This window comes from Mariniflexile gromovii, from assembly GCF_017814435.1.
Lineage (GTDB): Bacteria > Bacteroidota > Bacteroidia > Flavobacteriales > Flavobacteriaceae > Mariniflexile > Mariniflexile gromovii.
On sequence record NZ_JAGJCB010000035.1, the window covers coordinates 1 to 8,634 of the forward strand.

The 8,634-nt window shown below is 35.7% G+C and carries 7 protein-coding genes; 6 read left to right on the forward strand and 1 reads right to left on the reverse strand.

Going from position 1 to position 8,634, the window contains the following annotated elements:
- Positions 1-99 precede the first annotated feature (99 nt).
- Positions 100-378 carry a single-stranded DNA-binding protein gene (locus J8H85_RS18495; protein WP_209657149.1) on the reverse strand — a complete coding sequence of 93 codons (279 nt, stop codon included), beginning with the start codon at positions 376-378 and terminating at the stop codon, positions 100-102.
- Positions 379-1,562: 1,184 nt separating this feature from the next.
- Between J8H85_RS18495 and J8H85_RS18500 the strand changes: the two genes are divergently transcribed.
- The 6 genes from J8H85_RS18500 to J8H85_RS18525 are packed head-to-tail and all read left to right on the forward strand — an operon-like array spanning position 1,563 to position 8,506.
- Positions 1,563-1,703, forward strand: coding sequence for a hypothetical protein (locus J8H85_RS18500; protein WP_209657150.1), 141 nt, complete (start codon positions 1,563-1,565; stop codon positions 1,701-1,703).
- Positions 1,704-1,708: 5 nt separating this feature from the next.
- Positions 1,709-2,500: a gluconate 5-dehydrogenase gene (locus J8H85_RS18505; RefSeq protein WP_209657152.1), complete on the forward strand. Its 792-nt coding sequence runs from the start codon at positions 1,709-1,711 to the stop codon at positions 2,498-2,500.
- A gap of 18 nt (positions 2,501-2,518) precedes the next feature.
- Positions 2,519-3,919, forward strand: coding sequence for a glucuronate isomerase (uxaC, locus tag J8H85_RS18510; protein ID WP_209657154.1), 1,401 nt, complete (start codon positions 2,519-2,521; stop codon positions 3,917-3,919).
- 12 nt (positions 3,920-3,931) lie between these two features.
- Positions 3,932-5,386, forward strand: coding sequence for an MFS transporter (locus J8H85_RS18515; RefSeq protein ID WP_209657156.1), 1,455 nt, complete (start codon positions 3,932-3,934; stop codon positions 5,384-5,386).
- Positions 5,387-5,426: 40 nt separating this feature from the next.
- Positions 5,427-6,872 carry a tagaturonate reductase gene (locus J8H85_RS18520; protein WP_209657159.1) on the forward strand — a complete coding sequence of 482 codons (1,446 nt, stop codon included), beginning with the start codon at positions 5,427-5,429 and terminating at the stop codon, positions 6,870-6,872.
- Between the two features lie 26 nt (positions 6,873-6,898).
- Complete coding sequence (locus tag J8H85_RS18525) at positions 6,899-8,506, forward strand: UxaA family hydrolase (protein ID WP_209657158.1); 1,608 nt, start codon at positions 6,899-6,901, stop codon at positions 8,504-8,506.
- Positions 8,507-8,634: the final 128 nt, after the last annotated feature.

An 8,634-nucleotide genomic window follows, 5' to 3' on the forward strand; every position in this document is an offset into this window, starting at 1 on the left:
TACTGTTTGATGATTTTTCAACACTTCCTTTACGCAACGAAGTTTAAAATCGTAATTGTACTTGACTTTTCTTTCCATAAAAATACCCTCAAATAGTGTCTAACTTTTTGGGGGCAGTTCATTCCTTGAGGTCAGCTTGCCCTCAATGGCGATTTCCTTGCCCTTGCTTACGTACTTGTCGATAATGTCCGCGGTCTTGCCCCATGCCACGATATGGTGCCAATCGGTATTGGTCTGTTTTTCGCCCTTGGCATTTTTATAGGTCTCATTGGTTGCCAATGAAAATCGAACCAGGTTCTTTCCGCTTTCCAAATTGGTCATAACGGGGTCTGCCCCTACATGACCAATCAACTGTACTCTGTTTCTTAATGTACTCATGATGTTAAAAATTAAAAGGTTAATATTTCCCCTATTCAATGGCGGGCTCCCATCTTCTTGGGAATTTCAATGCCATTTTAAGGGGCGTTTTGTTCAATTTCTCCCGTGAAACGACCCCATGGATGGCGTGGGTTTTGTCAAGGCTTTTAAAACAAAATCAGGAGGCTCCGCGACGTAGTAAAACCCTTGGGTTTTCAAGGAAGTGGAAACCTTATTTTTTTTTAAAACTTGTACAGGCTTGACAAGTTCCACTGGGGCATTAGCAATCCTTTAAAACCTGTTTGCGTTGGGGCGTACGGGCTGTTGAGCAACATAAGCGAATAAGGTTTTATTAGGAGTGCTTATGTCCCGCCTGTTTTTCGATGCCCCGAAAAACAGCCAAGGCGCCATACATTATAAAACCCCTTAAAATGGTTAAGAGCGGCCCCGTGGTTTTAGGCAGGATCCAGCAAAGCCCCGAGAAGGCTTTGCGGATACTGCCGTTAATAAAACATGGGGCTGGGATTTCCGATGTACATTTAAAAGAACCCATGGGTTGATGCGTGTTCTGCTCTGGCGGACTTCATTCACATGTTTTACTTGGGAATGAAGTGTTCCTTTCCAGCGAAGCGGAAAGGTTTAGCGCAGTGGAAAGTCAAACATGTGGATGGTGTCCAAGATTTCCAATGAAGCGATTTTCCCGGAATGGCGCTTTTCGCAGAATGCAGGGGAATGTGCTGCAATGGGTTTGAAATAACAATTAAAAAAAGCCACCAATCATCAATTTGACAATTAGTGGCTTCGATTATGATTTGACCGACTACTAAAGACAACTCTTTTCTTTAAACTTTATCACACTATACCCACCCTTAAATAAGTCTACAAAATTCTATACACCTCCGATGTAGTTTCTAAATCTGTTTATTTCTTTACTTTAGCGGTTCACTTTCGGCCACTGTAGGTGGTATACTTGGACCGCCCTATCCAATTACAAAGAGTAAAACCATCTTATTTGGTTATTTTCTTATCAATTCATAGTACAAAACAATAAAGTATTTTCAAAAACAAACCTTAAATAATTGGATTTATCATAATTTATTCTAAATTTGTGCAATCGATTACAGCCTATATTTTAAATATGTCAAATTATAACTTGCAATAAGCTTCAAATCGGAAAGGTGTATAAAATATGATTTCGCCGAATTATGAGAGAGCAGTTCTTAATTGAAAACTTATTAGAATCGCATAAATCGAATTTGGTTTATTCTCATTATGAAAGATGGATAGCTGAAGAGCATTTAGATAGTGGAAGCAAGGATGTTTGTAAAAAAGGAGAGTTAAAATAAAAATTATGTCAATAAACCTATTTGATTTAACAGGGAAAGTAGCATTAATTACGGGAGCTGTTCATGGTTTAGGCATGGCCATGGCGAAAGGACTTGGAAACGCTGGAGCAACCATTGTAGTGAACAATAACTCAATCAATAAATTAAATGGAGCTGTTGCGGAATATAAAGCTTCGGGACTTAACGCTTATGGATATGCATTTGATGTAACTGATGAAAACGTAGTTAAAAAGGCTGTAACAAAAATAGAAAAAGAAGTTGGGCCGATTGATATTTTGGTTAACAATGCAGGAATCATAAAACGTACCTCTATCATTGATATGGAAGTAGCAGATTTTAATGCTGTTATCCAAGTAGATTTAGTCGCACCATTTATAGTTTCAAAAATTATAGCGAAAGGTATGATTGAAAGAGGCGGTGGCAAAATAATAAATATTTGTTCTATGATGAGCGAATTGGGCAGAGATTCAGTAAGTGCGTATGCAGCCGCCAAAGGAGGATTAAAAATGTTAACAAGAAGTATGGCCACCGAATGGGCAAAATATAACATTCAAACTAACGGTATTGGACCAGGGTATTTTGCGACAAGCCAAACGGCACCCATAAGAGTTGATGGACATCCTTTTAACGATTTTATTATAAGTAGAACACCCGCTGGACGTTGGGGAAACCCCGATGATTTACAGGGAGCAGCCATATTTCTGAGTTCTAGTGCCAGTGATTTTATAAACGGGCATGTTGTTTATGTTGATGGTGGCATACTGGCAACTATTGGAAAGCCATCAAACGAAGATTAATTCCCAAAAAAAAACATTATGAGTACAAAATTTATACACGACAATTTTTTACTGGAAAATAAATACGCTGAAGAATTATATCATAATTATTCTAAAAATCAGCCTATAATAGATTATCATAATCACTTACCTCCTCAGCAAATTGCTGATGATGTAACGTTTAACAATATTACAAATGTTTGGATAAATGGCGACCATTATAAATGGCGTGCCATGCGTACTTTAGGTGTTAACGAAGCGTTTATTACAGGCAACAGTTCAGATAAAGATAAGTTTTTAAATTGGGCTAAAACAGTGCCGTATACCATGCGTAATCCGCTCTATCATTGGACACATCTAGAGCTTGCAAGGTATTTCGATATTTACGATTTGCTAAACGAAAAGTCTGCCGAAAAAATTTGGGAACAAACCCAAGAGAAACTTAATTCTGATGGTTATAGTTGCAGAGGGCTACTTAAAAAAGTAAATGCAGAGTTTGTATGTACCACCGAAGATCCTACCGATACTTTAGAACATCATCAAAAATTGAAAAAAAGTGGTTTTGATGTAAAAGTTAGTACTGCTTTCAGACCTGATAAAGCTATATTAATTTTGAATGATGGATATAACAATTATATAGACTCCTTAGGGTCTATTGCCGGTGTATCTGTTAACACATTTTCTGATTTGTGTTCCGCTTTAAAAAACAGAATTGAATTTTTTAATGCTAATGGATGTAAGCTTTGCGACCATGGTTTGGATCAAATATATTTCGAAAATTATACCGAAAGCGAAGTCAATGCTATTTTCAAAAAGAAAAGAGAGAACAAATCAATTAGTAATGAGGAGGCTTTAAAATTTCAAAGTGCAATATTAGTGTTTTTATGTGAAACCTATCATGAATATGGATGGGTTCAGCAATTTCATTTAGGAGCGTTAAGAAACAATAATGCACGCATGCACCGCATTTTAGGCCCTGATACTGGTTGGGACTCTATAGGCGATTATCCTCAAGCACAAAAACTATCAGCTTTCTTAAATGCTTTAGACAGCAAGGATAAACTAACAAAAACTATAATTTACAACTTAAACCCTGCCGATAACGAAGTGATGGCTACCATGATAGGTAACTTTAATGATGGAAGCGTAAAAGGAAAAGTGCAGTTTGGATCTGGATGGTGGTTTTTAGATCAAAAGGATGGCATGACCAAACAGTTAAATGCTCTTTCAAACATGGGGTTAATTAGTTGTTTTGTAGGTATGTTAACAGATTCGCGTAGCTTTTTATCGTTTCCAAGACACGAATATTTTAGACGTATTTTATGTAATTTATTAGGTGATGAGATAAAAAGAGGCGAGTTACCAAATGATATGGAATGGATTGGCAAAATGGTTTCAGACATTAGTTATAACAATGCTAAAGAATATTTTAATTTATAGGATAATATAATAATGGCTACAGATAGAGATAACACAGCAAAAGCAACAAAATTTAGATGGACCATCTGTGGACTTCTATTCATGGCAACTACCATAAATTATTTGGACAGGCAAGTTCTTTCTTTAACATGGAAAGACTTCATAGCTCCCGAATTTCATTGGAACAACAATGATTACGGAAATATAACAGCTTTGTTCTCTATTTTTTATGCGGTTTCCTTATTATTTGCTGGTCGTTTTGTAGATATCATGGATACCAAAAAAGGGGTTCTTTGGGCCATCGGAGTTTGGTCTGTTGGGGCTTGTTTACACGCTCTTGCTGGTATTGCAACTGCTGGTTATATAACAGGGGAATGGTTTGTAGGCTTTGAAAAAGCAAAAGAAATTATTAGTACAGTTAACGATACAGGTCTAATAATATCTGTAAGTGTTACTCTTTTCATTTTTGCCCGTTTCGTTTTAGCTTTAGGAGAAGCTGGGAATTTTCCAGCTGCCATTAAAACTACTGCGGAATATTTTCCTAAAAAAGACCGCGCTTTTTCTACAAGTATCTTTAATGCAGGAGCAACTGTTGGCGCATTAGCTGCACCTATTACAATTCCTTTTATTGCTAAATCCTATGGTTGGGAGATGTCTTTCATCATTATTGGAGCTTTGGGTTTTGTATGGATGGGTTTTTGGGTATTTATGTATGAAAAGCCAGAAAAAAACTCAAAAGTAAATGCCGCTGAATTAGAATACATTCAACAAGACGCCATTTCTGATAGTAAAATAGTGGGATATGTTCCTGAAAGCGCAAAAAAAGTTTCTTTACTAGACTGTTTTATATACAAACAAACTTGGGCTTTCGCTTTTGGTAAATTCATGACTGATGGCGTTTGGTGGTTTTTCTTATTCTGGACACCAGCCTATTTAAGTTCGGTTTACGGAATGGATTCAACCCAAGCTGCCTTCCCTCTATTTATTCTATATTCTATAACCTTGCTTTCAATTATCGGTGGATGGCTACCCACCTATTTCGTAGATAAAAAAGGAATGAACCCATATGAAGGAAGAATGAAAGCCATGCTAATTTTTGCATTTTTCCCTTTATTAGCCTTAATAGCCCAACCTTTAGGACATTTTACCTATTGGATTCCTGTAATAATTATTGGAATTGCAGGTGCGGCACATCAAGCTTGGTCCGCAAATATTTTCACAACGGTGGGCGATATGTTTCCTAAAAAAGCAATTGCCACAGTTACAGGCATTGGAGGTTTAGCCGGAGGACTAGGTTCTACTGTTATCAATAAAGGTTCTGGTGTTTTATTTGATTTTAGTGAAAATACAAATTTGTCATTCATGGGATTCAAAGGAATTGAAGCAGGCTATTTTATTATTTTTTCAATATGTGCCGTTTGTTACTTAATAGGTTGGACGGTTATGAAAACTTTAGTACCAAAATACAGACCTATAACAGATTTATAATAAAAAAAATTAATTATTCAAAAGCAATAATATGTTAACAATCAATAAATTAAACAGAAAGAATGTTGGTTTGGAAGAAAAGCTTCCAATAAAAGTAGTGCAATTTGGTGAAGGCAATTTCTTAAGAGCTTTTATAGGATATGCATTTCAAGAACTGAATAAAACTACTGATTTTAATGCAGGAATTGCTGTAGTGCAACCTATTGATAGAGGTTTAGTGAAAATGCTAAACGATCAAGATGGACTATACACACTTTTTATGAAAGGTGTTAAAAAAGGTGAAGAAATCCAAGAAGTAGAACTGATTTCCAACATCGTTAAAGCGGTAGATCCGTATGCCAATTTTCAAGATTATTTAAGTTTGGCAAAAGAGCCATCATTAGAATTTATTATTTCAAATACTACCGAAGCTGGTATTGCTTATGTAGGTTCAGACACACTAGAAATGCAACCACCAAGTTCATTTCCTGCAAAACTAACGGTGCTTTTGCACGAACGTTTCAAGCATTTTAAAGGAGATGCTAGTAAAGGTTTAACTATCATCCCGTGTGAATTAATCAATCATAATTCTGAAACCTTAAAAGAGATTATTTTAAAATACATTTCAGATTGGAATTTAGGAGATGCTTTTAAAAATTGGATATTAGAAAGCAATTCATTTCACAGTACTTTAGTGGATAGAATTGTACCAGGCTATCCAAAAGATGAAATCGAATCATACAACGCCCAATTAAATTATGCAGATAATTTAATAGTAGCTGCCGAAGTATTTTTGCTTTGGGTTATTGAAGGTGGTGACGCTTTAAAAGCAAAATTACCATTCCATAAAACAGATTTGGATGTTAAGATTGTTAATGATATGCAACCTTATAGAACCAGAAAAGTTCGGATTTTAAATGGTGCACATACAGCTATGGTACCTTTTTCGTTGCTGCACGGAAACAAAACAGTGAAACAATCTGTTGATGGTGCATTTACAGGACCTTTTATTAACAAAGCTGTTTTTGATGAAATTAATGATACTCTTGAAATGGATAAAGAGGAACTAAATAGTTTCTCTGAAGAAATATTTGATCGTTTCAGAAACCCTTTCATCATTCACAATTTATCCAGCATTGCTTTAAATTCAATCTCTAAATTTACTGTAAGAGTACTACCAAGTTTACTTGGATATATAAAAATCCATAAAAAGATGCCAACCAACTTAACATTTGCGTTTGCATGTTTAATACGCTTTTACAAAGGCACTTGGCATGGTGAAGCATTACCAGTTCAAGACAGTGATGATATAATAACCACTTTTTCCAAAATTTGGGAGTCAAAAGATTACACAGAAGTAGCTAAAAACGCCCTCAGTATTAAAGACTATTGGGGTGAAGATTTAACTAAAATTGAAAACTTAACCGAAGCCGTTGGTTTAGCTCTAAAAGAAATTGATACGAACGGTATTGAAGCAGGATTTGCTAATTACAGCAAAAAGTTTTAAAACAGAACTAATTGTAAATTATTAGTATGCAAAAGAAAATAATAAAAGTAAATGCATCAGACAATGTTGCAGTTGCTTTAGTAAATTTAACAGCAGGAGAAGTAATTTCTTTTGAAGGACAAGACATTAAAGTACTGTCTGATACAAAATCGAAGCATAAAATAGCTTTGGAAAAATTTGAGTCGGGTGCTAGAATCATTATGTATGGTGTTTTAGTAGGTTCGGCAAATGGTGATATTGAAAAAGGAGATGTTTTAACTACCGAAAACGTGAAACATCAAAGTGAAAAAGTATTTGGAAGAACCGAAACTTTCAACTGGACAGCGCCAAATGTAGATAAATGGAAAGACAGAACCTTTTTGGGATACCATAGAGAAGACGGGCAAGTAGGAACAGAAAACGTATGGCTATTTTTCCCATTGGTCTTTTGTGAAAACCGTAACATTGAAATTTTAAAAGACGTTTTCGAAAAGGAACTTTTAAAACAAAAAGTAAATCCATACCAGAACCTACTTCGTTCGTTGGTTAGTGGTAAAGAAGAATCGGCAGTAGCGCCAACAACAACAGATGTTTTTGAAAATATAGATGTAAAATTCATTACACATCCTGGTGGTTGTGGTGGTATTCGCCAAGATTCAGAAAGTTTAGCTCGCTTATTAGCGGGTTATGTAAACAATCCAAACGTAGCGGGTGCCACCGTGTTAAGTTTAGGATGTCAAAATCTTCAAATAAATATATTCAAAAAAGCATTGAATGCCATCAACCCTAACCTAAAAAAACCTGTTCTTATCTATGAGCAACAAAAAATGGGAACCGTTGAAGATATGCTATCTGCTATCGTAAAAGATTCTTTTGAAGCCATTAAAAAAGCAAATATTGCAGAACGGAAACCAGCACCTTTATCTAAACTTAAAGTAGGTTTAGAATGTGGTGGATCCGATGGGTTTTCAGGAATATCTGCAAACCCCACTTTAGGAGCGGTATCAGATTTGTTAGCAGCACTTAATGGAACTGCCATTTTAGCCGAATTTCCAGAATTATGTGGTGTAGAACAAGAATTGGTCAATCGTTGTGTTGATGATGAAGATGGTAAAAAGTTTTTACAGTTAATGAAAGCTTACGAAAAATCTGTTGTTGATGCGGGCTCTGGTTTTGATATGAATCCATCACCAGGAAATATCAAAGATGGATTGATTACAGACGCCATGAAATCGGCAGGAGCAGCTAAAAAAGGCGGTACATCCCCTGTGCAAGATGTTTTAGACTATGGTGAATATATTACGAAACCAGGTCTTAATCTATTGTGCACACCGGGAAATGATGTAGAAAGCACCACCGGATTGGTAGGATCTGGGGCCAATGTGGTTTTATTCACTACAGGCTTAGGAACGCCTACAGGCAACCCCATAGCACCAATCATAAAAGTATCTTCAAACACAGAGCTTAAAGAGCGTATGCCTGATATTATTGATATTGAAACTGGAGCTGTAATACGTGGTGAAAAAACAATAGAAGAAATGGCTGATGAAATGCTTGAATTTATTATTAAAGTAGCAAGTGGAGAAATTCAAACAAAAGCCAAATTATTAAACCAAAATGATTTTATTCCTTGGAGACGGGGGGTTTCTTTATAAAAGCTTTTGTCTAGTCCTAAATAACCGATACAGATTATTAAAGGATTAAATTTATAAATTAAAGCTGAACAATGTTATCATTGTTCAGCTTTTTTGATTTGTATTGTTTTCTTTTCAATTGATTTTGT

Excerpts from the sequence above, each read along its gene's own strand:
- J8H85_RS18495 (WP_209657149.1), bottom strand. The coding sequence starts at position 378 with ATGAGTACATTAAGAAACAGAGTACAGTTGATTGGTCATGTAGGGGCA.
- J8H85_RS18500 (WP_209657150.1), top strand. The coding sequence starts at position 1,563 with ATGAGAGAGCAGTTCTTAATTGAAAACTTATTAGAATCGCATAAATCG.
- J8H85_RS18505 (WP_209657152.1), top strand. The coding sequence starts at position 1,709 with ATGTCAATAAACCTATTTGATTTAACAGGGAAAGTAGCATTAATTACG.
- uxaC (WP_209657154.1), top strand. The coding sequence starts at position 2,519 with ATGAGTACAAAATTTATACACGACAATTTTTTACTGGAAAATAAATAC.
- J8H85_RS18515 (WP_209657156.1), top strand. The coding sequence starts at position 3,932 with ATGGCTACAGATAGAGATAACACAGCAAAAGCAACAAAATTTAGATGG.
- J8H85_RS18525 (WP_209657158.1), top strand. The coding sequence starts at position 6,899 with ATGCAAAAGAAAATAATAAAAGTAAATGCATCAGACAATGTTGCAGTT.